This is a genomic window from Tabrizicola sp. YIM 78059, from assembly GCF_004959785.1.
GTDB lineage: Bacteria > Pseudomonadota > Alphaproteobacteria > Rhodobacterales > Rhodobacteraceae > Tabrizicola > Tabrizicola caldifontis.
The window spans coordinates 312,723-335,764 of sequence record NZ_SJZH01000001.1; the positions used below are offsets into that span (position 1 = coordinate 312,723).

At 64.7% G+C, this 23,042-nt stretch carries 19 protein-coding genes and 1 tRNA gene; 14 read left to right on the forward strand and 6 right to left on the reverse strand.

Features of this window, described 5'->3' with window-relative positions:
- Nucleotides 1-260 precede the first annotated feature (260 nt).
- From sufC to EZM81_RS01480, 5 genes are read left to right on the forward strand one after another with little or no spacing between them, the layout of a single operon-like run.
- Entirely contained in the window at nucleotides 261-1,016 is a 756-nt protein-coding gene (gene sufC, locus EZM81_RS01465) for a Fe-S cluster assembly ATPase SufC (protein WP_136644521.1), read from the forward strand.
- On the forward strand, nucleotides 1,016-2,317 hold the full coding sequence (sufD, locus tag EZM81_RS01470) for a Fe-S cluster assembly protein SufD (protein ID WP_135446950.1): 1,302 nt from the start codon (nucleotides 1,016-1,018) through the stop codon (nucleotides 2,315-2,317). The genes sufC and sufD overlap by 1 nt, the downstream gene beginning before the upstream one ends.
- Complete coding sequence (locus EZM81_RS18175) at nucleotides 2,314-2,793, forward strand: YIP1 family protein (RefSeq protein ID WP_169052274.1); 480 nt, start codon at nucleotides 2,314-2,316, stop codon at nucleotides 2,791-2,793. Before sufD ends, EZM81_RS18175 begins: the two co-directional genes overlap by 4 nt.
- Entirely contained in the window at nucleotides 2,790-3,389 is a 600-nt protein-coding gene (locus tag EZM81_RS01475; RefSeq protein WP_169052275.1) for a YIP1 family protein, read from the forward strand. The genes EZM81_RS18175 and EZM81_RS01475 overlap by 4 nt, the downstream gene beginning before the upstream one ends.
- Complete coding sequence (locus tag EZM81_RS01480; RefSeq protein ID WP_136644523.1) at nucleotides 3,382-4,602, forward strand: cysteine desulfurase; 1,221 nt, start codon at nucleotides 3,382-3,384, stop codon at nucleotides 4,600-4,602. The genes EZM81_RS01475 and EZM81_RS01480 overlap by 8 nt, the downstream gene beginning before the upstream one ends.
- 48 nt (nucleotides 4,603-4,650) lie before the next feature.
- Here EZM81_RS01480 and EZM81_RS01485 read toward each other — a convergent pair whose 3' ends face one another.
- On the reverse strand, nucleotides 4,651-6,864 hold the full coding sequence (locus EZM81_RS01485; protein ID WP_169052276.1) for a S8 family serine peptidase: 2,214 nt from the start codon (nucleotides 6,862-6,864) through the stop codon (nucleotides 4,651-4,653).
- A gap of 179 nt (nucleotides 6,865-7,043) precedes the next feature.
- On the opposite strand from EZM81_RS01485, the gene EZM81_RS01490 reads away from it, so the two are divergent.
- Both EZM81_RS01490 and EZM81_RS01495 read left to right on the forward strand, forming a co-directional pair.
- Nucleotides 7,044-7,120, forward strand: a tRNA-Arg gene (locus tag EZM81_RS01490).
- 284 nt (nucleotides 7,121-7,404) lie between these two features.
- Nucleotides 7,405-8,088: a D-lyxose/D-mannose family sugar isomerase gene (locus tag EZM81_RS01495; protein ID WP_135446943.1), complete on the forward strand. Its 684-nt coding sequence runs from the start codon at nucleotides 7,405-7,407 to the stop codon at nucleotides 8,086-8,088.
- A gap of 50 nt (nucleotides 8,089-8,138) precedes the next feature.
- On the opposite strand, the gene EZM81_RS01500 is transcribed toward EZM81_RS01495, so the two are convergent.
- The 3 genes from EZM81_RS01500 to kynU form a co-directional block, all read right to left on the reverse strand.
- Nucleotides 8,139-9,035 (reverse strand): L,D-transpeptidase, encoded by an 897-nt coding sequence (locus tag EZM81_RS01500; RefSeq protein ID WP_136644525.1) that lies wholly within the window; start codon nucleotides 9,033-9,035, stop codon nucleotides 8,139-8,141.
- 181 nt (nucleotides 9,036-9,216) lie between these two features.
- On the reverse strand, nucleotides 9,217-9,609 hold the full coding sequence (locus EZM81_RS01505) for a RidA family protein (protein WP_136644526.1): 393 nt from the start codon (nucleotides 9,607-9,609) through the stop codon (nucleotides 9,217-9,219).
- Entirely contained in the window at nucleotides 9,609-10,805 is a 1,197-nt protein-coding gene (gene kynU, locus EZM81_RS01510) for a kynureninase (protein WP_136644527.1), read from the reverse strand. Before kynU ends, EZM81_RS01505 begins: the two co-directional genes overlap by 1 nt.
- Before the next feature lie 131 nt (nucleotides 10,806-10,936).
- On the opposite strand from kynU, the gene EZM81_RS01515 reads away from it, so the two are divergent.
- The 4 genes from EZM81_RS01515 to EZM81_RS01530 all read left to right on the forward strand — a co-directional run bounded on the left by EZM81_RS01515 (nucleotide 10,937) and on the right by EZM81_RS01530 (nucleotide 16,241).
- Nucleotides 10,937-11,398: an isoprenylcysteine carboxylmethyltransferase family protein gene (locus EZM81_RS01515; protein WP_248298101.1), complete on the forward strand. Its 462-nt coding sequence runs from the start codon at nucleotides 10,937-10,939 to the stop codon at nucleotides 11,396-11,398.
- Between the two features lie 112 nt (nucleotides 11,399-11,510).
- Nucleotides 11,511-13,082: a Re/Si-specific NAD(P)(+) transhydrogenase subunit alpha gene (locus EZM81_RS01520; RefSeq protein WP_135446934.1), complete on the forward strand. Its 1,572-nt coding sequence runs from the start codon at nucleotides 11,511-11,513 to the stop codon at nucleotides 13,080-13,082.
- Between the two features lie 10 nt (nucleotides 13,083-13,092).
- On the forward strand, nucleotides 13,093-14,526 hold the full coding sequence (locus EZM81_RS01525) for an NAD(P)(+) transhydrogenase (Re/Si-specific) subunit beta (RefSeq protein WP_135446932.1): 1,434 nt from the start codon (nucleotides 13,093-13,095) through the stop codon (nucleotides 14,524-14,526).
- A gap of 431 nt (nucleotides 14,527-14,957) precedes the next feature.
- Complete coding sequence (locus EZM81_RS01530; protein WP_136644682.1) at nucleotides 14,958-16,241, forward strand: DUF3422 family protein; 1,284 nt, start codon at nucleotides 14,958-14,960, stop codon at nucleotides 16,239-16,241.
- A 126-nt stretch (nucleotides 16,242-16,367) separates the two neighbouring features.
- Here EZM81_RS01530 and EZM81_RS01535 read toward each other — a convergent pair whose 3' ends face one another.
- Together EZM81_RS01535 and argE are read right to left on the reverse strand one after the other, a co-directional pair.
- A complete protein-coding gene (locus EZM81_RS01535) occupies nucleotides 16,368-17,711 on the reverse strand; it encodes an FAD-binding oxidoreductase (RefSeq protein ID WP_136644528.1) in 1,344 nt (447 codons plus the stop codon).
- 142 nt (nucleotides 17,712-17,853) lie between these two features.
- Nucleotides 17,854-19,011, reverse strand: a complete 1,158-nt coding sequence (gene argE / locus EZM81_RS01540; RefSeq protein WP_371685708.1) for an acetylornithine deacetylase — start codon at nucleotides 19,009-19,011, stop codon at nucleotides 17,854-17,856.
- 250 nt (nucleotides 19,012-19,261) lie between these two features.
- Here argE and EZM81_RS01545 point away from each other — a divergent pair, with 250 nt between their 5' ends.
- From EZM81_RS01545 to EZM81_RS01555, 3 genes are read left to right on the forward strand one after another with little or no spacing between them, the layout of a single operon-like run.
- Nucleotides 19,262-20,284: an ABC transporter ATP-binding protein gene (locus tag EZM81_RS01545; protein ID WP_135446924.1), complete on the forward strand. Its 1,023-nt coding sequence runs from the start codon at nucleotides 19,262-19,264 to the stop codon at nucleotides 20,282-20,284.
- A complete protein-coding gene (locus tag EZM81_RS01550) occupies nucleotides 20,277-21,332 on the forward strand; it encodes an ABC transporter ATP-binding protein (protein WP_135446922.1) in 1,056 nt (351 codons plus the stop codon). The genes EZM81_RS01545 and EZM81_RS01550 overlap by 8 nt, the downstream gene beginning before the upstream one ends.
- Complete coding sequence (locus tag EZM81_RS01555) at nucleotides 21,329-23,032, forward strand: peptide ABC transporter substrate-binding protein (protein ID WP_136644530.1); 1,704 nt, start codon at nucleotides 21,329-21,331, stop codon at nucleotides 23,030-23,032. The genes EZM81_RS01550 and EZM81_RS01555 overlap by 4 nt, the downstream gene beginning before the upstream one ends.
- Nucleotides 23,033-23,042: the final 10 nt, after the last annotated feature.

The window sequence follows — 23,042 nt, forward strand, 5'->3', positions numbered from 1 at the left end:
GCGGATCCGCGGGCGTCACTGCGCGGCGGGCCTGGCGGAACGGCTGCGGGCCAGGTGGTCGATCGTGGTGCCTTTCGACAAAGACGTTTGGAGGCCGGCTGCCAAGACGTCAAAAGGCGGGCCCGCAAGGACGCGCTGGCGGGCCGGATGGCGCGCTGGCCCATCTTGCCCGGCCCGATAGCTCCCGGATTGCCGATCCGGGTGATCGCATGTTTTCCGACCCGATCTGATGGTCGCCCGACATTCACAGGATGAGAAAGATGCTGGAAATCAAGAATCTGCACGTCAAACTTGAGGAAGAGGACAAGGTCATCCTCCGTGGTGTCGATCTGAAGATCGGCCCCGGTGAGGTGCATGCGATCATGGGGCCCAACGGGTCGGGCAAGTCGACGCTGTCCTACGTGCTTGCCGGGCGCGAAGGCTATGAGGTTACCGAAGGGTCGGCCATGCTGGAGGGGCAGGAACTTCTGGAGATGGAGCCAGAGGAACGCGCCGCGGCGGGGCTGTTTCTGGCGTTCCAGTATCCGGTGGAGATCCCCGGCGTCGGCAACATGACCTTCCTGCGCACCGCCGTGAACGCCCAGCGCAAGGCGCGCGGGGAAGAGGAACTGTCGGCAGCCGATTTCCTGAAGGTCGTGCGCGAAAAGGCCAAGGCGCTGAAGATCGATGCCGACATGCTGAAGCGTCCGGTGAATGTCGGATTCTCGGGTGGTGAGAAGAAGCGCAACGAAATCCTTCAGATGGCCATGCTGGAGCCCCGCATGTGCATCCTGGACGAAACCGACAGCGGCCTTGACGTGGATGCGATGAAGCTGGTTTCGGACGGGGTGAATGCGCTGCGTGACGGCAAGCGGTCGTTCCTCGTGATCACCCACTACCAGCGGCTTCTGGACCATATCAGGCCTGATGTCGTGCACATCATGGCAGGTGGCCGGATCATCCGGACCGGTGGGCCTGAACTGGCGCTGGAGGTGGAAACCAACGGCTATGCCGACATCCTGGGCGAGGTGGGTTGATGGCTCTGGCGGCTGCGAAGGAAACGGCGCTGGCGGCGCGCGAGGCTGCCCTGCGGTTGCCCGAGTGCTCAGGCTGGCTGGGCGCGGCGCGGATCTCGGCCCGGGCCCGGCTGGCTGCCATGGGCCTGCCGGCCAGGCGTGACGAATACTGGCGCTATACCGATCCGGCGAGCCTGAATGCGCCCCAGGCCCCTGTGGCGGCAGTGTTCCGGCCCGGCGACGAGGCCCCCGCCTTCGACGGGATCGACCGGTTTAGGATTGTCTTCGTCGATGGTGTCTTCGATGCCGCAGCTTCGGACGACCTGTCGCTTGCGGGGGTGGAGATCGAGCGCCTCTCGCAGGCGGGTGGCTCCGACATCCATTGGGCTCAGGGGATCTATGGCGTGCTTGAGGCCCGGGGCCAGTCCCCCGTGCAGCGGCCCTATGCGGCGCTGAACACGGCCTACGCGACCGACGGCGTACTGATCCGGGCCACCGGCCGGGCGACAAGGCCGATCGCACTGGTTTATGTTCATAATTCAGAGACATCCGATGCGATCCTGCATCACTGCATAAAGGTCGAGGCCGGTGCCGAACTGACAGTGCTTGAAAGCGGCCCGGCCGCGGCGCGGTTTTGCAAGGTGATGGAGGTGGACATCGCGGATGGCGGGCGTTTCCACCACATCCGCGTACAGGGACGCGATCACGAACGCCGGGCGGTGACGCATGTCTTCGCCCGTCTGGGGGCGGAAGCACTGTTCAAGTCCTTCACGCTGACCGCGAACGGGCGGCTCACGCGGAACGAGGCGGTGATCGAGCTTTGCGGGCCAGACTCGGTCGCCCATGTTGCCGGTGCGGCGGTGGGCGACGGCGACTTCCATCATGACGACACGGTGTTCATCACCCATGCGGCCGAACATTGCGAAAGCCGGCAGGTGTTCAAGAAGGTGCTGATGAATGGCGCGACCGGCGTGTTCCAGGGCAAGATCCTTGTGAAGCCCGGTGCACAGAAGACGGATGGCTACCAGATCAGCCAGAGCCTGCTTCTGGATGAGGACAGCCAGTTCCTTGCCAAGCCCGAACTGGAAATCTACGCCGACGACGTGAAGTGCAGCCACGGATCCACCTCGGGCGCGATCGACGAGACCGCGCTGTTCTACCTTCAATCGCGTGGCGTGCCGCGCGTGGTGGCACAGTCGCTTCTGGTTCAGGCCTTCCTGGCCGAAGCCATCGACGAGGTGGCTGACGAGGCCATTGCCGAGGACATCCGTGGCCGGCTGGAAGCCTGGCTGGCACGGCACGCGGCCAAGGCAGGCGCATGACGGTCACCACCGATCTTGTCGCCACCTGGCGGTCGCCCAGGGCGGCCGTGCGTCGGCATCTGGCGCGGGGGGTGTCTGAGCCCTTCGCATTTTCGCTGCTGCTAGTATTCCTGATGCTTGCCTTCATCGGCCAGTGGCCGGTTGCGGCGCGCGAAGCCTTTCTTGCGGGCGAACCATCGGCCGCGCCGCGCATCCTGGCGCGGGCTTTCGCGGTTCTGGCCACCATTCCGCTGTGGTATGGTCTGGCCGCGCTCAGCCGGCTGGTCTCGGGCGCGCTTGGCGGGCGGGGAACATGGTATGGTGCACGCATCGCACTGTTCTGGGCGCTGGCGACGGTGGGGCCGCTGATGCTGCTGCAAGGCATGGTCGGCGGGATGATCGGGCCGGGGCCGGGGCTTTACGCGGTGACGACGGCAGTGGGACTGGCGTTCCTGTGGCTCTGGTTCACCATGCTGCACGAGGTGGAACGCGGATGACGGGCCTGCGCGATCAGATCATTTCCCTGGCGCGGCTGTCGGTGCAGGACCCGCGCCGTGGCGCACGCACGCTTCTGTCGATGGACGTGCCGCTTCCCGCGCGCACCGCGGGCCTTCTGCTGATGGCGGTGGCTTCGGCGGTGCTGATGCATCTGGGGTTCCTGCTTCTTCCACCCGCAAATGACCAGATGAGCCAGTTCCTGATGCAAAGCCCGATCCGCACAGCGGTGATCCAGTGGCTGATCCTCGTTATTTCGGTCTTTCTGATCTTTCAGATCGGTCGCGCCTGGGGCGGGCACGGCAGCTTGCCTGACACGCTGCTGATCGTCGTCTGGTTGCAGGTCATCATGCTGGGGGTGCAGGTGGTGCAGCTTCTGGCACTGATCCTTGCGCCGCCTCTGGCGGGCATTGTCAACATCGCCGGCCTGATCCTGTTCTTCTGGCTGCTGTCCAGCTTCATCGCCGAACTTCACGGCTTTGCTTCGCGCGGGAAGGTTCTGGCCGGGATTTTCGCCACCACCTTCGCCGTGGCGCTGATCGTGGTCTTTGTCCTGTCGCTGTTCATCGGCCCGGAGGCTTTGCAAGGTGGTGTATGACGTCCGGAAAATCCGCGCCGACTTTCCGATCCTCGGCCGCGAGGTGAACGGCAAGCCGCTTGTCTATCTGGACAACGGCGCAAGCGCACAGAAGCCTCAGGTGGTCATCGATGCGGTGACACGGGCCTATTCGATGGAATATGCCAATGTTCACCGTGGCTTGCACTATCTTTCGAACCTCGCCACCGACAAGTACGAGGCGACGCGCGGCAAAGTTGCCCGCTTCCTGAATGCCGGATCCGAGGACGAGATCATCTTTACCACCGGCACGACGGAAGGGATCAATCTTGTCTCCTATGCCTGGGCCGCGCCCCGGCTGCAGGCGGGCGACGAGATCGTGCTCAGCATCATGGAGCATCATGCCAACATCGTTCCCTGGCACTTACTGCGCGAACGGCAGGGCGTGGTGCTTAAATGGGTCGAGGTAGACGGCAAGGGCGACCTTGATCCGCAGGCGGTGATCGATGCCATCGGTCCGAAGACGAAGCTCGTTGCCGTTACCCACATGTCGAACGTGCTGGGCACGGTGGTCGATGTCGCGGCAATCTGCCGTGGCGCGCGGGAAAAGGGCGTACCGGTCCTGGTGGACGGGTCGCAGGCCGCCGTCCACATGCCGGTCGATGTTCAGGCCATTGGCTGCGACTTCTACGCCATCACCGGACACAAGCTATATGGACCAAGTGGTTCCGGGGCGATCTTCATCTGCAGCGACCGTCAGGCTGAGATGCGCCCCTTCCTTGGCGGCGGCGACATGATCCGCGAGGTGACGCGCGACACCGTCACCTGGAACGACCCGCCGATGAAGTTCGAGGCCGGCACCCCCGGTATCGTGCAGCAGATCGGGCTGGGCGTCGCACTTGACTATCTGATGGACTTGGGAATGGCGAATATCGCCGCGCATGAGCGCAGCCTTCGCGATTACGCCCGCGACAGGCTGGCGGGGCTGAACTGGCTGAACGTTCAGGGTCAGTCGGCCACGAAGGGGGCGATCTTCTCGTTCACGTTGGACGGCGCGGCGCATGCGCACGACATCTCGACCATCCTGGACAAGCGGGGCATCGCCGTGCGCGCTGGCACCCATTGCGCCATGCCTCTGATGGAACATCTGGGAATTACCGCCTCGTGCCGGGCGTCGTTCGGGCTTTACAACACTACCGAGGAAGTGGACGCCCTTGTCAGCGCGCTGGAACTGGCGCATGAGTTATTTGCCTGACCGGGCAAGGGCCCACGGATTTCACGAGTGATCCGTGGGCCTTTCAGGTCAGAAGCGGAAGGCGAAGGCAAGTGCGCCGCTGGTGTCGCGTTCCCCGGCGCGGTTGCCGAAATTGTCGGATCGGATCAGCGACAGTTTCATCTCTAGCCCGTCGGTCAACGCTGTCTGGTAAGTCATTTCCAGATCCAGCTGGCGGTCCTGCGGGGCAAGGTCCAGCGCCACGCTTTCGAATCCGGTCGAGGCGCCATTGCGAACCACTGGCAGCTCCAGCTTGGTGCGGCCCGCAGAAATGGCCAGCGGCATGCCGATCCCCACGGACAGCCGGTCGCCGGCTGAAAAGATCCCGCCTTGCCCTGCCGTCAGCTTGACTGCATCAAACCGGGCAGAGCCGGTCGCCCCGAAGGCGGTTTCGCCGCCAAGGTCGGTGACGCCCACTTCGCCCGACAGCGCCAGGAAGGCGCCTGCGCCCAGATCCTGCGTGATGCCGAGTGTGACCGACGCCATGGTCGCGGTATTCCTGCTGTCCATGCTTGTCAGGTCGCCGTCGTCGCGCAAGAGCTTCACCCCCATCTCGATGCGTGTTGCGCCGTCAGTCAGGGCTCGGCTCAGGCTGAAGCCGGCGGTCTGCGATCCTTCCGTCGGCAGCAGGATCGATGCTCTGGCAGTGCCATCCGGCGTGGTCAGGGTTGCTACCGGTCCGGCATGGGCGGCAAAGGGGGTGGCCAGCGCGGCGGGTTCGGCCATCCGTTCTGCCGTAAGGTTGCCGCCAAGGCCCTGCGCCAGCAGCCGACCTGCCTGTGCCCCGGGCCGTGCACCCGAAGCCAACGCAGCGCCGGGCATGACGAAACCTGCAGCCAGCGCATCGCGCACCCCGACCTCGGTTCCTGCCAGAGACCGTTCCACCGCATCGCCAAAGGCGCTGCCGGTGCGCAGCGGTGGCGTGTCTGTGTGCAAGGCCATTCCGTTTGCCAGCGGCAGCGTGACCGCCCCGATCGGCCGCAGCGCGGCCTCGATATCCAGGAAGCCATGGCCGTAGATCACCGAATAATCCTTGAAGAACCCGGCGGCTAGTTCAACGCGATCATCGGCAGCGAAGCCGCTGAACAGGGTATCGGCCGAGGCAAGCAGCCGCACACGCAACTGGTGCGGTGTCAGGTCGGGGAAGGCTTCGGCCAGAAGGGCCAGCGCGCCTGCAACCTGCGGTGCGGCAAAGGACGAGCCAGTAGTTTCGTCATAAATCGCCCCGCCATAGACCGCTGCATCCCACGAGCCGTCGGCCACGATGCACCAGCGCGCCGACTGGTAGCAGGGCGAAGACAGCAGATGCACCGACGTCACATCCCCATCCAGCGACACGGTCGGCACGCCGTTGGCCACGGCCAGCCAGCCGGCTTCGAACTCTGGCCGCAGCCAGGGCAGGCCATCCATGATGCCGGATCCGCCGGTGTCCGCGTTTGCGACAGCGAAGACGACCACCCCTTCGGGGTCGGGGCCGGGGCGATTGACGGCATAGGCGTGCAGCGTGTTGTAGTAGGCCGCCCCGTCCGGGCCGGCGAAGGCCGCGTTGAAGCCCGACTGGTCGGCGGAAAGACCGCCATAGCCCCACGAATTGTTCCAGGCCACGGCCTTGGCAGTGATCGCCGCCTGGCCCAGTTCGCTCAGTTTGGTCCACTGTCCAGGGTCGCCGTAGTAGCCGAAGATCGCTGTCGCCCCCGGCGCGGTGCCGACAAAGTTCGGCGAAAATCCAAGCGCCACCGAGGCGACCGAGGTGCCGTGTTCGTCGTCGTAACAGACCGATGGTCCGCAGACGACCGCCGGCCCGTTTGACACGACGGTGACGCGCCCGGCCAGGCTTTCATGCGTGGCCGAGATGTGGCTGTCTGATATCGCGATCACCTGGCCTGTCCCGGTCAACCCTGCGGCATGTGCAAAGGCCGCCCCGGAAGAACGCAGGGGCTGGTTCGTGGCACCGGCAGGCACGCCGGGGTCGATGAACTGACGCAGCCAGGCGATTCCGGCACCGTTGTCGTATTCGGGCCGGGCCAGCAACGCCGCGAGACTGGCCGTCACCGCCGCTTCGTCGAACAGGTAGCCACGGCTCAGCAGCGAAATGGCGATGGGTGGTGGGGCTGCGAAGTCGGGCAGATACGCGGACAGGTCTGTTCGCCCGTCGCCGCCCCCGCCACAAGCGGCCAGAAGGGCAAGGCTGGAGAAGGAAAGCGGCAGTGCCGGGGCGCGCAGGATGCGAGGCAGCAGGGGCACGGAATATTCCTCAGGGTCGATTGTGCGCCTTACTGCGCAATTCTGAAGAGATTCGGTCAAGAGCCCGATGCCCGATGCGCCCGCTCTGTCGCCACGGCGGGCGCTTTGGCAACAGACGGCTCTGGTCAACGCCGATTGCCGTTGAAACCGCCGTAACGTTCCGCTAAAGACCAGCGCAGGCACCCGTAGCTCAGCTGGATAGAGTGCTGCCCTCCGAAGGCAGAGGTCACAGGTTCGAATCCTGTCGGGTGCGCCATAAAATCAATGACTTGGCTGGAATAGCAGGGTGCGGGTCCGCCAAGGACTGCTGCCTGATCCTGCGGCATGTGCGAACGCTTTCCGGCGTCGTCGCGCACCCTGAGCAGCCCGGAAGGGACAGAGCGACCTCTGTGCTTTGCGTAGCCCGGCGGCAGACCCTGACGCTCTGCCAGAACCCGGACTGGAGGTGCTTCACCGTGTTGCGGCGGCAGATGGCCCGCCTTGGGTGACAAGCTCTGCGAAATGGGGTCATCTTTCCGTGCGAATCCGTGAGAGGAAAAGATGAAACGATCCCGCATCAACGACATCATGCGCGCCGCAGACGAGATGATCCGCAGCCACGGCTTTGTCCTGCCGCCCTTTGCCTACTGGACACCCGACGAGTTCAAGGCCCGGAAAGAGGTTGCCCGCGCCCTGATCGATGCGCGCTGCGGCTGGGACATCACTGATTACGGCCAGGGCCGCTTTGACGAGATGGGGCTTTTCCTTTTCACGCTGCGCAACGGGCGGCTGGCCGACCTTAAGCGCGGCGGGGGCATGTGCTACGCGGAAAAGTTGCTGATCAGCCGCAAGGACCAGCTGTCGCCTATGCACACCCATGTCATAAAGGCCGAGGATATCATCAACCGCGGCGGCGCGACTCTGGTGATCGAACTTTACGGTTCGGACGACCTGGGGCGCTTTGCCGAGGACCGGGGCGGAACGGTCTTTTGCGACGGTATCGCGCGGTCTTATGGCCCGGGCGAGAAGCTGAAGCTGGCACCGGGTGAAAGCGTCACGCTGATGCCGGGTGACTGGCACGCCTTCTGGGGCGAAGGCGGCGACGTGCTGATCGGCGAGGTCTCGACCGTGAACGACGATCTGACCGATAATATCTTTGTCCAGCCCATCGGCCGCTTCGCCGATGTGGACGAGGACGAGCCTCCGCTGCACCTTCTGGTCAGTGACTATGATCGCTGGCTGTAAATGATGGGGGGCGCCCATGGCGCCCCCGTTTCATGTCTTCGGGTCGCGGATCAGTTCTCGGGCGCGGCAGGCGGGCAGACACCGTCGGTCAGGGCCGTTGCGCAGGCCTGTGCAGGGGCCGGCGCCGCAGCCGGGGTAGCCGCGGGGGTGCCGCCACCTGTGGCGATGGAAGGCGGCGGCAGGATGGTCAGCGCCGGCACCGCATTCGCCGGGATCACCGGCGCGGGCTTCGGCGTCTCGGCCTTCTTCGCCGGGGCCGGGGGTTTGGGTATGTAAAGGCCCTTCGGCATTTCGCCGTTCGCCGTCAGCACGATCACCTTTTCGCCGCCCTTCAGTCGGCCGTAGAGATCGATCACGTCCTGGTTGATCATGCGGATGCAGCCGGAAGAGGCATTGCGGCCGATCGACTGCCATTCCGGCGTGCCATGGATGCGGTAACCGTAATCCTTGCCGCCCGAAGTCAGATAGATCGCGCGCGCGCCCAGCGGATTGGTCGGCCCGCCCGGCTGGCCATTCGCCCATTTTGCCAGCTTCGGATCACGGGCAATCATCTCTTTCGGCGGGGTCCAGGTCGGCCAGGGTTTCTTGTCGGCGACGATCGCCTCTCCCGACCATTCGAACCCGGCCCGGCCCACGGAAATGCCGTAGCGGATTGCCTTGTTCTTGCCAGTCACGAAATACAGCAGTCGTGTCTTGGGGTTGATGATGATCGTCCCCGGCGCCTGATCCGTTTCATAGGTCACCACCTGCCGGCGGTGGCTTTCCGGGATCTGATCGACCGGCAGGGCCGGGATCTGGATCCCGGCATCCATCGTGGCGACATAGACGTTCTCTTCGGGCTTCGGCAGGTTCTGGTTCGAGGCCGAAGGGCTGATCGTCGGATCGACGCAGGCTGCCATGGCAATCAAGGCAAGGGCTGCGGGCAGGACCATCAGCCTGCGGGTCATGGAAATGTCAGTCTGGCGCATAAGGCACTCGCTTTCTTGCCCACAGGCATCGGGCCTCCGGGAAACAATGTAGTGACGGTAACTTGGCCGTGAGGTTCCGTCAAACGGTGCATGGCCCCGGTCTGGATCACGGGCGCGTGAAATCCGGCGGAATTCGCGGCCAATCGGGAATTCCCCGGCCCTACCCGGCGGCTACCGCATCGACCTCGACCAGCAACGCCGGCGAAGCAAGGCCTGCCACGATCAGCAGAGTCGCCGCCGGAGGCGGCGCATCGCCCACCCATAAATCGCGCCGCGCGCGGTAGGTGGCCACCGCATCCGGGCTGTTCTCTGTCAGGTAGACGGTTATCTTCATCAGGTTGTCTCGCCCCATGCCGACCGCGGCAAGCGCCCGGTCAACATTGGCCAGGGCCACGTCCAGCTGCGCGGCCAGACCCACGGCCAGGGTGCCGTCGGGGTGGATGCCGATCTGGCCGGAAATCTCCAGCCGTCGGGTCGCGCCCTCGGCCAGCGCGATCTGGCTGTAGCGCGATGCGGGCTTCGGCATGGTCTCGGGTGAAATGTGCCGGATCATCAGGTCACCGCCGCACGTTGCTTGAATTCTGGCCTGTCCCAGGTGCCGTAGTCCAGTATCCTTGTCAGGACATTCACCGCACGGGCCACGTCATCTTCATCGACGTAAAGGGGCGTGAACCCGAAGCGCAGGATGTCGGGGGCGCGGAAATCGCCGATCACCCCCTCGGCGATCAGCGCCTGCATGATCGCATAACCTTCGGGGTGGCGGAAAGACACCTGGCTGCCGCGCATCAGATGCGACCGGGGGGTGGCCAGTTGCAGCATCGGCGCGCGGCTTTCCACCCCCTTGATGAACTGGTCCTGGAGCCGCAGCGACTGGGCATGAACCTCATGCAGATCCACATCCTCCCATATCTCCAGCGCCGCCTCGAGGGCGGCCATCTGCAGGACCGGAGGCGTGCCGACCCGCATCCGCTCGATCCCCTGGCCGGGGCGGTAGGACAGGTCGAAGGCGAAAGGCGCCTCGTGCCCCAGCCAGCCCGAAAGGGCAGGGCGCGCGGCGTCGGCATGGCGCGGGGCAACATAGATGAAGGCCGGGCCGCCGGGGCCGGAGTTAAGGTATTTGTAAGTGCAGCCCACGGCGAAATCGGCCCTGGCGCCGACAAGATCGACGGGGATTGCGCCCGCGGAATGGGCCAGATCCCATACGGTTAGCGCGCCAAGTTCATGTGCGCGCCGGGTGATGTCGGCCATGTGATGCCGCCGCCCGGTGCGGTAATCGACCTCGGTCAGCATGACCACGGCGACGCTTTCGTCGATGGCCGACATCACCTCTTCGGGGGCAACGGTCTTCAGCCGGTATTGGCCGCCCAGTGTCCGGCACAGGCCCTCGGCCATGTAGAGGTCGGACGGAAAGTTGCCGGTATCCGACAGGATGACCCGGCGCTTCGGGTTCAGATCCAGTGCCGAGGCCAGCGCCTGATAGACCTTGATCGACAGCGTGTCGCCCAGAACCACCGTGCCGGCCTCGGCCCCGATCAGTCGGGCGATCCGGTCGCCCAGCATCCGCGGCTGCGCCATCCACCCGGCGTGGTTCCAGCCGCGGATCAGCATCTCGCCCCATTCGTTGCGCACCGCCGCATCCACCCGTGCCGGCACCGTGTTGACCATCGGCCCCAGTGAGTTGCCGTCCAGATACACCACACCTTCGGGCAGATGGAACTGGGCCTTCTTGGCGGCGAAATCGATTGGCATCGGCGGTCTCCTCTTCATCACCCGTTATCCGCTCTGTCGTGGCGAAAGCCAAGTGCTGCCGCATCGGGCAAGGGAAAGGCGGCTTGCGCCTCGCCCGGCGCTCTGTCTAGATCGCGGCCGGAGGACCTCCCGTGCGCGCGATCCTGTCCGAGATCGACATCCCGCCGACCTGGCTGGCGCTGCATGTGGCGGCGGTCTGGGTGCTGTCGTTGGTGTCGCCCGCTGTCCTTGGTGACGCGGGGGCGGCAGCGGGAAAGGTTCTGGTGTTACTGGGCGCGCTCATCATGGCCGCCGCGGTGACGCAGATGGCGCTGAGACGGACAACCGTCATTCCGCGCCGGATGCCCTCGACGCTGGTCACCACGGGGCTGCTCAGTTTGTCGCGCAATCCGATCTATCTTGCAGATGCAATCATCCTTCTTGGTGCCATCCTGTGGCTGGATGCGATCCTGGCGCTGCCGCTGCTGGCAAGCTTCACCTGGCTGATCCAGACGCGCTTCATCATTGAGGAAGAGGCCCGCCTGACTGCTGCCTTCGGCCCCGAGTTCGGCCTGTGGGCGGCCCGGACCCGGCGCTGGCTGGGGCGAAAATGACGCGGTGCACGGCGGAAGAACTGGGGTTTGAAATATTGTTGCGCGGTGATAAGTGATCGCGTCAATTTATGACTCGGGGCGGGACACCAGCCCAGGCAAGCGGGGGAAAAGTGTGAAGATCGGAGCGTTGACGGAAATCTTCCCGGGGGAAAACCGGGTGGCTATGACGCCGGATTCGGCTGTGCAACTGGCAAAGCTGGGCCATACGACCTGCATCCAGTCCGGGGCAGGGGCGAAGGCCGGGTTTTCGGATGCTGCCTATGCCGCTGCTGGCGTCGAGGTGCTGCCTGATGCAAAGGCGGTCATTGCAGCGGCGGACGTGATCGTCAAGGTCCGGGGTCCGGATGCAACCGAACTCGCCACGCTTCAGGACGGTCAGACTCTGATCAGCTTTTTCTGGCCCGCGCAGAACCCCGACCTGCTGGAGGCGGCAGCAAAGAAGAACCTGACCGTGGTTGCCATGGACATGGTGCCCCGCATCAGCCGCGCGCAGAAGATGGATGCGCTGTCCTCGATGGCGAACCTCGCGGGCTATCGCGCGGTGATCGAGGCGGCGAACAACTTCGGTCGTTTCTTCACCGGCCAGGTCACGGCGGCCGGCAAGATCCCTCCTGCCAAGGTGCTGGTGGTCGGAGCAGGCGTTGCCGGTCTTGCCGCGATCGGGGCGAGCGTCAGCCTCGGCGCGATCACCCATGCCTTCGACGTGCGCCCCGAGGTGGCCGAACAGATCGAATCGATGGGCGCGAACTTCGTGTTCCTCGAATTCGAGCCGACCCAGGACGGGGCGGCCACGGGCGGCTATGCCGCGCCTTCCAGCCCCGAGTTCCGCGAAAAGCAGCTGGCCAAGTTCCGCGAGCTGGCGCCCGAGATGGACATCGTCATCACCACCGCCCTGATCCCCGGCCGGCCGGCGCCGAAGCTGTGGACCGAGGACATGGTCAGGATGATGAAGCCGGGGTCAGTCATCGTGGACCTCGCGGCGGAACGCGGCGGCAACTGCGACCTGACGGTGCCGGATCAGCGGATCGTCACCGACAACGGCGTCATCATCATCGGCTATACCGATTTCCCCAGCCGGATGGCGACGCAGGCCTCGACGCTTTATGCCACCAACATCCGGCACATGCTGGCGGATCTGACGCCGAAGAAGGACGGGATCATCCTGCACAACATGGAGGATGACGTGATCCGCGGCGCCACGGTGGCGCACATGGGGGCGGTGACCTATCCGCCGCCGCCGCCCAAGGTGCAGGCCATCGCCGCGGCAAAGCCCAAGGAAAAGCCGAAGGAACTGACGCCCGAGGAACGCCGCGCGCAGGAGGTCGCGGCCTTCAGGGCGCAGACCCGGCAGCAGGTCTTGCTTCTTGCGATCGGCGGCGGGCTGATGCTGCTGGCGGGGCTGTATGCTCCGGCCAGTTTCATGAGCCATTTCATCGTCTTCGTGCTGGCGGTCTTCGTCGGCTTCCAGGTGATCTGGAACGTTTCGCATTCGCTGCATACGCCGCTGATGGCGGTGACGAACGCGATCTCGTCGATCATCATCCTCGGCGCGCTGATGCAGATCGGCTCGGGGTCGTTCCTCGTGATCCTTCTCGCCGCGCTGGCGGTCTTCATGGCCGGGATCAACATCTTCGGTGGCTTCCTTGTCACCCGGCGCATGCTCGCCATGTTCCAGAAGTCGTAAGGGGACAGACATGGCTTACGGATTCACCACTGCGGCCTATGTCGTCGCCGCTGTCCTCTTCATCCTGTCGCTGGGCGGCCTTTCGGGCCAGGAAAGCGCCAAGCGCGCGGTCTGGTATGGCATCGTCGGCATGGCGCTGGCGGTCGCGGCCACGCTTTACGGCCCCGGCGCGGGCCTGTGGTGGCTGTCGGTCGTCCTGATCCTGGCCGGCGGCGCCATCGGCTGGGTCGTGGCGCAGCGCGTGCAGATGACCGAGATGCCGCAGCTTGTCGCCGCGATGCACAGCCTTGTCGGCCTTGCCGCGGTCTTCATCGGCTTCAACACCCACATCGAGCTGATCCGCATCGCCGGACTGGACGAGGCCGCCCGCGCCGCGCTGACCGGCTTTGCGGGGACCATCGCGCATAAGACCGGGGCCGAGGTGACGATCCTGAGGATCGAGACCTTCCTCGGCGTCTTCATCGGCGCAGTCACCTTCACCGGATCGGTCATCGCCTTCGGCAAGCTCGCGGGCAAGGTGGACAGCAAGGCCACCAAGCTGCCGGGCGGGCATCTGCTGAACGCGGGCGCGGCGCTGTTGTCGCTGGTCCTGCTGGTCGTCTATCTGCAATCCGGCTCTACCCTCGCGCTGATCGTGATGACGCTGGCGGCCTTCTTCATCGGCTACCACCTTATCATGGGGATCGGCGGCGCGGACATGCCGGTCGTCGTGTCGATGCTGAACAGCTATTCGGGTTGGGCGGCGGCGGCCATCGGCTTTTCGCTTTCGAACGATCTTCTGATCGTGGTGGGGGCGCTGGTGGGCTCTTCGGGTGCGATCCTGTCCTACATCATGTGCAAGGCGATGAACCGGTCGTTCATCAGCGTGATCCTCGGCGGCTTCGGCAACAGCACCGGCCCGGCGATGGAAGTCACGGGCGAACAGATCGCCATCGACGCCGAGGGCGTGGCCGCGGCGCTGAACGATGCGGACAGCATCATCATCGTGCCGGGCTACGGCATGGCGGTGGCCCAGGCGCAGCAGTCGGTTTCGGAACTCACCCGCAAGCTGCGCGCCAAGGGCAAGAATGTCCGCTTTGCCATCCATCCGGTCGCCGGGCGTCTGCCCGGGCACATGAACGTGCTGCTGGCCGAGGCCAAGGTGCCCTACGACATCGTTCTGGAGATGGATGAGATCAACGAGGACTTCCCCGAAACCGACGTGGCCATCGTCATCGGTTCGAACGACATCGTGAACCCGGCCGCGCAGGAAGACCCGAACAGCCCCATCGCCGGCATGCCGGTGCTGGAGGTCTGGAAGGCCAAGCAGGTGATCGTGTCCAAGCGCGGGCAGGGCACCGGCTATTCCGGCATCGAGAACCCGCTGTTCTACAAGGAGAACACGCGGATGTTCTACGGCGACGCGAAGAAAAGCATCGACAGCCTCTTGCCATTGATCGACTGATTCACGCAGGCCGGGCCTTCTGGTCCGGCCTGCACGCGCAGGGGCACAAACCTTTTCGACAATCACAGCTGACCAGATGCGGTGACCTGGCCGCAAGCCACCCCTCGTTCATCACGTCAGTCCCTTTGGTGGATATTTGTCGGTTTCGGATCGGGCAAACATGCCAGGGGCCAAGCCTTCAGCTTGCTCAGCCTCCCGGAGCGCTTCTGCCGGGGTCGTCTTGCCAGGCCAGGAATTCCGCCTGACGCAATTGAATTCCGCCTGACGCAATTGTAGTTGGATCCCCAAGCGTTAGCTTGCTGCGGGCCTCGGCCCTGCCTTTCCGCAGAGCGAAATTTGCAACACCTCGCCGGCATACCCTTGTATTCCGGCATTTTTCTGGAAAGCGTGCCAAGTACGGCCTACCTGTCACGCCGACCTGTTCGAGAAAACTGATGCCGATCGCCGACCATCCCCTGCGTTATGCCACCGTCAATGAACTGCACGCCAGGCCCTTTCCGGCGTTGCAGGTGCCATCGACCGCAGTCTATGTCGCGATCAAGGAGCCGGTTCAGGCGCACAACCGCGACCGGCAGAAGGATCTTGCCCATCTTGTGGCGCTGCTCGACCGGCACGGAAGCCAGCATCCCCAGCCCGGCGCCACCCATTTCCAGGGCCCGATCGGCCGCGCAGAGCTGAAGTGGGAAAGCCACACCGAATTCGTCACCTATTCCGCCTTTTCGCGCGGGCTGTCGAAGCGCCCGTTCGATCCGGCCGATGCCGAGGTGCTGCCCGAGGACTGGCTGGCCCAGGCACCCGGCAAGCGGCTGACTTCTGTCATGATCCGCATCGCGCCATTGCCTGCCTCGGACGCCGAGCTTCTGGCCCAACTGGACGAATGGTTCGTGCCCGAAAGCCTTGCCGTGTCCCGGGTGGTGGATGGCGCCGCCGTGATTGCGGGCGACTTCCGTATCGACCCGGCGGGTCACATGCGGTTTGCCGTGTTCGTGCGACCCGGCACAGGCCCGCGCCGTGTCGGCCGGATCGTGCAGCGCCTGTGCGAGATCGAAACCTATCGCGCGATGTCGATGCTGGGCCTGATGCGATCACGCGACCTGACGGCGCGGCTGAATGCACTTGATCCGCGCTTGTCGGCCCTGGTGTCGGGCCTCGACAATGCCGAACCTGCCCCCGAGGCGGCGCTGCATGACCTGCTTTCCATTTCGGCGGAACTGGAAAGCCTCGCCGTGCAGTTCTCGTTCCGCTTTGGGGCGACGGCGGCCTATGAGGCGATCGTGAACCAGCGGATCGAGGTGCTGCGCGAGCAGCGGATCGAGGGTCGGCAGACCTTTGGCGAATTCATGATGCGTCGTTACGACCCTGCCATGCGTACCGTGAAATCGGCCGAGGGGCGTTTGAAGGCCATGGCAGAGCGGGCAGAGCGGGCGGCAGAGCTGTTGCGCACCCGGGTGGATGTGGAACGTTCGGCGCAGAACCAGAAGCTTCTGGAATCGATGGACCGGCGGGCCGACCTGCAACTGCGGCTGCAACGCACGGTCGAGGGGCTTTCGACCGTGGCGATCAGCTACTACGCCGTCAACCTGATGGCCTACCTGCTGGAACCTTTGGCCTATCGGTTCGGCATCAGTCATGGCGCGCTTTTGTCCGGGCTGGTGCCGGTCGTGGTTCTGGGGGTCTGGCTGATGATCCGCCGTATCCGACATCACCTTAGCTAGGCCGACTGGGGCCCCCGCTTTGCCCCGTCTGCACCGGACCGGCGAGGAGTGAATAAGCCACCGAAGCGCCCGTGTGTTGCCGCGGGCCGGATGGTCAGCATATAGGGCGGGATTTCCGCCAGCGTCTCAGAGGCTTGGGCCTGGCGCAATCCTGGTGCCATCGGTGAACCGCTGGAACCGGAACCGCGACAGATCGTGGCCGACGTGGCCACCCGTCACCAGGTCGGCCACCACGCGCCCCATGCCCGGCCCGATGCCGAAGCCATGCCCGCTCATTCCCGTGGCGATCGTCAGGCCGGGAATCGGGCCATGGTCCACCACCGGCACAACATCGGGCATCGTGTCGATCATGCCGCCCCAGGCCGTGCGCAGCTTTGGCCGACCGAGTCCAGGAAAGGCGCGGGCAAAGGCGTCCTGCACCCGTCCCAGCGTGCGCAGGTTCGGCGCGGGGTTCAGGATGCGCATCGCCTCGAACGGGGTCGGCTGATCCTCGGCCCAGCGGCGGGGGGTGCTCCAGGCATCAGGAAAACCCTTCGGCGCACGCAGGCGGAAGCTGGACGATCGCCATTCCTTCTTCAGGATCGGTGTGTATACCCTGAACGATCGGAAGGCGTCGGGGCCGATGAAGAAGTCATGCTCGGCTCCTCCCGGCGCGATGGAATATCCCCCGTCCGCGCGCCGGCGAAAGGCGAAGTCGTCGTCGGCAGCGTTGCCGGGGAAGATCTCGGGCAAAGGTTCCGTGGCGGCGACCGAGGCAAGCACGGACAACTGCGGAATACCGATGCCGTGCCTGGCAAGGAACAGTCGCGACCACGCGCCCGCGGCAACCACCACATGGTCACAGGCGACCCGGCCTGCCTCGGTCACCACACCGGCAACCCTGCCTGCTGCCAGGTCAAGGGCGCGAACCGCGCAGGCTTCCCGGATCGCCACCCCCATTTCGGCAGCGCGTGCGGCCAGCGCGGGAACAGCGGTCCATGGCTCGGCGCGGGCATCCGAAGGGGTGTAGATCGCTCCCTTCCAGGGGGCCACGGCACCCTTGAGCAGCGCTGCCGTCTCTGCCCCCGTCAACAGCCTGGTGTCGAGCTGGTGCGCCCGCGCATGATCCATCCAGGCCGCGAAGCCCGCCATTTCGCGTTCGGTCTTCGCCAGATACAGAACGCCGGTCTGCCGGAAGCCAAGCGCTTCGCCCATCTCGTGCGAAAGCGATTTCCAGATCGACAGGCTTTCCACCATGATCGGCAATTCGCCCGGATCCCGGCCCTGCTGGCGCACCCAGCCCCAGTTGCGGCTAGACTGTTCGCCGGCGATCCTGCCCTTTTCCAGCAGCAGGACGGAATGGCCCTTACGGCTCAGGAAGAAGGCCGTCATCACCCCGATGACACCGCCGCCGATCACCACGATACCGACACGTGGCGGCAAGGGGGCGGCAAAGCGGACAGGGTTTGCGTCGGTGATCGGGAAGGTCATGGCTCAGGATCTGCTGCAAGGTCCCCGCCGGTCCATCCGTCTTGCACAAATGGGGCAGGGCGGCGCGGGGCGACATGCGGTGCGCGACACCGCAGGGATGGACGTATCCGGTGCCCCTGCTGGGGTGGGGGGCGGAATGGCGTCATGCCAGCGCCTCGAGAAGCCGCTCCATGAACTGCTGGCCGGCCTCGAATTGGCTGATTTCAAGGTATTCATCGGGCTGATGTGCCTGGGCGATGTCGCCGGGGCCGCAGATGACGGCAGAATAGCCCGCCTGCTGGAACTGGCCTGCTTCAGTGCCATAGCTGACAACGCCGGTCGCGTTGTCGCCGGTAAGGCGGCGGACCAGGGCTTCTGCCTCGCCGTTCCTTTCGGGTTGCAGTCCCGGGACGCCGAAGAAGCGATCCAGGTGAATCGCAGCCTCGGGGCGGACCTTTCGCATCGCGGCCTCGATCTCGCGGACCCTTGCCTCGAACCGCGCCTCCCAGTCGGGGATCGACTCGCCCGGCACCACGCGCATCTCGACGGAAAAGTGGCAGTCGGCCGCCGTGATGTTGTGGGCCGTGCCTCCCCGGATCATGCCGACATGCAGCGTGGTGAAGGGCGGGTGAAAGGCGGCGGCCAGCGGCGTCGGCGTACGGGCCTGAAGCTCGGCGTTCACATCGTTCAGCCAGTCGATGAGCCGCGCCCCCTCCATGATCGCCGAGACGCCGTAGGGCAGCAGCGAGGAATGCACTTCATGGCCTTTCACATGCACATGATAGCCGGTGCCGCCCTTGTGCCCGGTGATCAGCCCCATGCGGCTGGGTTCGCCGATGATTGCGGCGCTGCCTTTCGGTACCACCTCCTGCATGGTGCGGATCATCGGCGGTGCACCGGTGCAGCCCACCTCCTCATCATAGGAAAGCGCAAGTTGCAGCGGCCGGCTTACGCCGCGGCGCTGCGCCTCGACCAGCGCCCGGACGGCCAATGCGACAAAGCCTTTCATGTCGCAGGTGCCGCGGCCATAAAGCCGCCCGTCACGTTCGCTGACCGTCCAGGGGTCGGTGGTCCAGCTCTGCCCGTCCACCGGCACCACGTCGGAATGGCCCGATAGAACCAAGGCGCCTGCCTTCCATGGCCCGGCATGGGCAATCAGCGCGGCCTTCCGGCGGTCCTCGTTCCAGTGCCGGAAGCAGCGAACGCCGTGGCCTGACAGGTAACCCTCCAGCCAGTCGATAAGCCCGAGATTCGAATCGCGACTCACTGTCGGAAACATGACCAGCCGGTCAAGGATCTGACGCGACGTCAGTACCTGCATTTCGGGCATCGACACTTTTCCCAGATGTTGTGGCCAGCCTGTCGTCGGCCCCCGGAACTGTCAATATCTGGCGGAATGACCGGCAAATCGGTCAATCTGCCGGCAAGCTGCTGTGGAATCGCACGGCGAAACGGGATTGATAGAGTGCGGGAAATCGGGAACAGTGGCCCGAAGTGTCGGCAACCGAAAGTTGTCGATCCCAAAAAAGACGAACAAAAACAAGAAAGAAGACGACACGGGGGAGCACTTGATGGCCGAAGGGGCCGCGCCAGTCCTTGACGTCAGGGGCCTTAAGACGGTTTTCCGCACCCGCGGGGGCGAAATCCATGCCGTGAACGACGTCAGCTTCCAGCTCAGGCGCGGCGAGCTTCTGGGCGTCGTGGGTGAAAGCGGCTCGGGCAAGTCGGTCACGATGATGTCGCTGATCCGGCTGCTTCCGTCGCCGCCGGCAGACATCCGCAAGGGCGAGGTGCTGCTGAACGGGCGGGATCTTCTGAAGATGTCGCCCGAGGCCCTGCGCGAAGTTCGGGGTGCGAGGGTCGGTTTCGTATTCCAGGATCCGATGACCAGCCTGAATCCGGTTTTCACTGTGGGCGACCAGATCATGGAGCCCCTGCGAGAACATCTGGGCATGACCAAGGAGATGGCTGAACGTCGGGCGGTGGAGCTTCTGGAGCTGGTCGGCATCCCGGACGCGCGGAAACGGCTGAAATCCTACCCGCACCAGTTTTCCGGCGGCATGCGCCAGCGGGTGATGATCGCCATCGCGCTGGCTTGCGACCCGGACGTGCTGATCGCTGACGAACCGACTACGGCGCTGGATGTGACAATCCAGGCGCAGATCCTGGAACTGGTGAAGGATCTTCGGCAGAAGCTTGGCATGGCGATCATCTGGATCACGCATGACCTGGGCGTGATTGCAGGCATCGCCGACAGGGTGATGGTGATGTATGGCGGGCAGGTGGTGGAACAGGCCCCGGTGGGCGAACTTTTCGCCAATCCGCAACATCCCTATACCCGCGCGCTTCTTCAGACTATCCCCAGGATCAATGGCCCGCGCGAGACGCGGCTGAAGGTGATCGAGGGCCAGCCGCCGATCCTCAGCGCACCCCTTGCCGCCTGCCCGTTCCGGGCCCGCTGCGAATATCGGCATGATGCTTGCGACCGGATGAACCCGGCGCGGCGGCCGGTGGATGGCCGCCCGGTGGGGCAGGGCCACGATGTCGCCTGCCACTGGCAGGCCCCCGCGCGGGTGGAGGCGGCCCATGCTTGACACGCGCCCGGCCCCGCTGGTCCAGGTCGAGGACCTGCGGATGTATTTCCCTATCTATACCGGGATACTGCGCCGCCATACTGGCAACGTGAAGGCGGTGGACGGGGTGAGCTTCTCGATCCAGGCGGGTGAGACCCTTGGTCTGGTTGGCGAGTCCGGCTGCGGCAAGTCTACCGTGGGCCGGGCCATGCTGCGGCTTTACGAACCCACCGGCGGTCGGGTGGTGATCGACGGCGACGATGTTGCGCATCTGCCACCCGAAGCCCTGCGCCGCAAACGCCCGACGATGCAGATGGTCTTTCAGGATCCGCAGGCCAGCCTGAACCCGAGGATGACGCTGGCGCAGATCATATCCGAGCCGCTGGACGAACACACCGACTGGTCGCGCGACAAGAAGATCGAGCGCGTGCACGAGCTGATGGACCAGGTCGGTCTGAATCGCCGCTTCATCAATCGCTATCCGCACGAATTCAGCGGTGGTCAGCGCCAGCGCATCGGCATCGCCCGGGCCTTGGCCCTGAACCCCAGGTTCATCGTCTGCGACGAACCGATCGCCGCGCTGGACGTGTCGATCCAGGCCCAGGTTGTGAACCTGCTCGAGGATCTGCAGGACCGGCTGGGGCTGACCTATCTGTTCATCAGTCACGATCTATCGATGGTGCGCCACCTGGCCGACCGTGTGGCGGTGATGTATCTCGGCCGGATTGCCGAACTGTCGCCCTCGGCCGACCTTTACGCCCGCCCGTTGCACCCCTATGCCGAGGCGCTGTTGTCGGCGGTGAACGAACCCGACCCGGCAATCGCGGCGCGGCGCAAGCGGATCATCCTGAAAGGTGACGTGCCTTCCCCGGCCAATCCGCCCGTCGGGTGCAATTTCTGCACCCGCTGCCCGAAGGTCATGGACATCTGCCGGCAGGTGAAACCCGATCTGGTCGAGGTCGAACCTGGCCGTCTGGTCGCCTGCCATCTTTTCGAAAGCCGACAAGCCGCCGGGACTACCGGCGCACCCGAGGCAACAGAGCGCAACCAACAAGGAGTGTCGCAATGAAACTGAGAACCGCCCTTCTGGGCGCCGCCGCTGCGGTGGCCTTCGCCCCCGCTGCCTTTGCCGAGCGCGGGGCCGACGGTCATGTGAACGTGCTGTATTGGCAGGCGCCTTCGATCCTGAACCCCTACCTCAGCTCGGGCACCAAGGATGTGGAAACCGCCTCGCTGGTCCTTGAGGGCCTGGCGGGCTTTGACGACAAGGGCGTGGTCTTCCCGCGTCTGGCCGAGTCGATTCCGACCGTGGAGAACGGCGGCATCACCGAGGATCTGACCCAGATCACCTGGAAGCTGAAGCCGGGCCTGCTGTGGTCGGACGGCACGCCCGTAACCTCGGCAGACGCCAAGTTCACCTGGGAATACTGCACGCATCCCGAAGGCGGCTGTGCCCAGGCCGCGCGCTATGAAGGGATCGAAAGCATCGAGACCCCGGACGATCTGACCATCGTGATCAAGTTCTCTGGCCCGAAGCCAAACCCCTACCAGGCCTTCGTGGGGGGCACCTCGCCCATCCTTCAGAAGGCCCAGTTCGAGAACTGCCTTGGCGCTGCAGCCTCGACCTGCACCGAACAGAACTTCAAGCCGATCGGCACGGGGCCCTTCGTCGTGACCGACTTCAAGGTGAACGACACCGTCAGCCTGGCGGCCAACCCCAACTATCGTGACCCGGCCAAACCGGCCTTTGCGACCATGACCGTAAAGGGGGGCGGCGACGCCGTGGCGGCTGCCCGTGCCGTACTGGAAACGGGCGAATTCGACTATGCCTGGAACACCCAGATCAACCCGGAACAGCAGGCGCAGATGTCGGCTGCCGGCAAGGGCGTGCTGCTGAACGGCTTCGGCACCCTGGTCGAGCGGATCGAGATGAACTTGACCAACCCCGACCCGGCCCTGCCGGAAGGTGAGCGTTCAACCACCAAGCATCCGCATCCGTTCCTGTCCGACATCCGCGTGCGCAAGGCCCTGTCGATGGCGATCGACCGGCAGATCCTGGTGGACATCGGCTATGGCAGCGCGGGTCGCCCAACCTGCAACCTGGTACCCGCGCCCGAGATGTTCGCGTCGGACAACACCGAGTGCATCCCGCAGGACATGGAAGGTGCCAAGGCGCTGCTGGAAGAAGCGGGATGGACCGACACCAACGGCGACGGAATCCGCGACAAGGACGGTCAGAAGCTGCGCATTCTTTACCAGACCTCGACCAACCCGGTCCGGCAGGACTTCCAGGCGGTCATCAAGGACTGGTGGACGGAACTGGGCGTGGAAGTCGAGCTGAAGAACATCGACGCCTCCGTGTTCTTCGGTGGTGACCCGGGCTCGCCCGACACCTTCCAGAAGTTCTATGCCGACGTCGAGATGTATGCCAACAACTTCGACGGCACCGATCCGGAACCCTATCTGGCACAGTACAAGTGCGACAAGATCCCGGGCCCGGAAAACCAGTGGCAGGGCGAAAACATCAACCGTTTCTGCGACCCTGCGTATGATGCGCTGGTGGATGAACTGGCGAAGACATCGGCCATGGAAGAACGCGCAGCCATTGCCAAGAAGCTGAACGACATGCTGACCAAGGATTCCTATGTCGTGGTCCCGCTGGTCGATCGCGGCCGTCTGTCGGCGGCCTCGAACACGCTGGGCGGCGTGGTCCTGAACACCTGGGACACCGAATTGTGGAACGCCCAGGACTGGTTCCGCGTGAAATGATCCTAACCTC

What these genes read in the sequence shown, in the direction of transcription:
- sufC (WP_136644521.1), top strand. Translation starts at nt 261, where the DNA reads ATGCTGGAAATCAAGAATCTGCACGTCAAACTTGAGGAAGAGGACAAG.
- sufD (WP_135446950.1), top strand. Translation starts at nt 1,016, where the DNA reads ATGGCTCTGGCGGCTGCGAAGGAAACGGCGCTGGCGGCGCGCGAGGCT.
- EZM81_RS18175 (WP_169052274.1), top strand. Translation starts at nt 2,314, where the DNA reads ATGACGGTCACCACCGATCTTGTCGCCACCTGGCGGTCGCCCAGGGCG.
- EZM81_RS01475 (WP_169052275.1), top strand. Translation starts at nt 2,790, where the DNA reads ATGACGGGCCTGCGCGATCAGATCATTTCCCTGGCGCGGCTGTCGGTG.
- EZM81_RS01495 (WP_135446943.1), top strand. Translation starts at nt 7,405, where the DNA reads ATGAAACGATCCCGCATCAACGACATCATGCGCGCCGCAGACGAGATG.
- EZM81_RS01500 (WP_136644525.1), bottom strand. Translation starts at nt 9,035, where the DNA reads ATGACCCGCAGGCTGATGGTCCTGCCCGCAGCCCTTGCCTTGATTGCC.
- EZM81_RS01505 (WP_136644526.1), bottom strand. Translation starts at nt 9,609, where the DNA reads ATGATCCGGCACATTTCACCCGAGACCATGCCGAAGCCCGCATCGCGC.
- kynU (WP_136644527.1), bottom strand. Translation starts at nt 10,805, where the DNA reads ATGCCAATCGATTTCGCCGCCAAGAAGGCCCAGTTCCATCTGCCCGAA.
- EZM81_RS01525 (WP_135446932.1), top strand. Translation starts at nt 13,093, where the DNA reads ATGGCTTACGGATTCACCACTGCGGCCTATGTCGTCGCCGCTGTCCTC.
- EZM81_RS01535 (WP_136644528.1), bottom strand. Translation starts at nt 17,711, where the DNA reads ATGACCTTCCCGATCACCGACGCAAACCCTGTCCGCTTTGCCGCCCCC.
- argE (WP_371685708.1), bottom strand. Translation starts at nt 19,011, where the DNA reads ATGCAGGTACTGACGTCGCGTCAGATCCTTGACCGGCTGGTCATGTTT.
- EZM81_RS01545 (WP_135446924.1), top strand. Translation starts at nt 19,262, where the DNA reads ATGGCCGAAGGGGCCGCGCCAGTCCTTGACGTCAGGGGCCTTAAGACG.
- EZM81_RS01550 (WP_135446922.1), top strand. Translation starts at nt 20,277, where the DNA reads ATGCTTGACACGCGCCCGGCCCCGCTGGTCCAGGTCGAGGACCTGCGG.
- EZM81_RS01555 (WP_136644530.1), top strand. Translation starts at nt 21,329, where the DNA reads ATGAAACTGAGAACCGCCCTTCTGGGCGCCGCCGCTGCGGTGGCCTTC.